Genomic DNA, 536 nt, shown 5'->3' with positions numbered 1-536 from the left:
TAAATATAAAGAAATTAAGAGAAAGGATAAAATATATAAGAAAAATAATAAAACAAGTTTATTTATAGTTTAAAGATGATATAAAGTTAACAAAAGATAAAAAATTAATAGAAAAATATAGAAGGGAATTTTATGGAAGAATATCTAGTAGATNNNGAAGCAAATTGGATAATATTTAAATATTATAATATTTATTTAAATAGAAGAAGAAAAATTCCGAATATTAAAAATTTGCCTACAGTTGTTATTTCAGGNNTACCAAATGTTGGAAAGTGTACATTATTTAAAAANNTGACAGGATCAAATGTTAAAATTGAGCCATATCCATTTACAACAAAAGATTTAATGATAGGATATATTAAAACACCATATNTTTGATATACAGGTAATTGATACACCAGGAATTTTAGATAGACCAATAGAAGAAATGAATGAAATAGAGAAAAAATCAATATTGGCATTAAATTATCTTGCAAATTTGATTATATATATTTTTGATTTGACTGAAACATGTGGATATATATTGAAGAACAGGT

General features: G+C 21.8%; 2 protein-coding genes (1 of these 2 cut by a window edge). Both read left to right on the top strand.

Annotated elements, in window-relative coordinates; all coding sequences use genetic code 11:
* Nucleotides 1-132: 132 nt before the first annotated feature.
* Entirely contained in the window at nt 133-378 is a 246-nt protein-coding gene (locus LUA84_RS03810) for a GTPase (RefSeq protein ID WP_231434513.1), read from the top strand.
* A gap of 49 nt (nt 379-427) precedes the next feature.
* Nucleotides 428-536, top strand: the 5' portion of a protein-coding gene (locus tag LUA84_RS05570) for a hypothetical protein (RefSeq protein WP_457913302.1). Its footprint extends 11 nt past the window's final position; the window shows 109 of its 120 coding nt (coding positions 1-109); its start codon is at nt 428-430; its stop codon lies off the right edge, out of view.

Source organism: Candidatus Nanopusillus massiliensis (assembly GCF_920984865.1).
The sequence above is the reverse complement of the archived record's forward strand: the minus strand, read 5'-3'. Positions and strand labels throughout refer to the sequence as shown.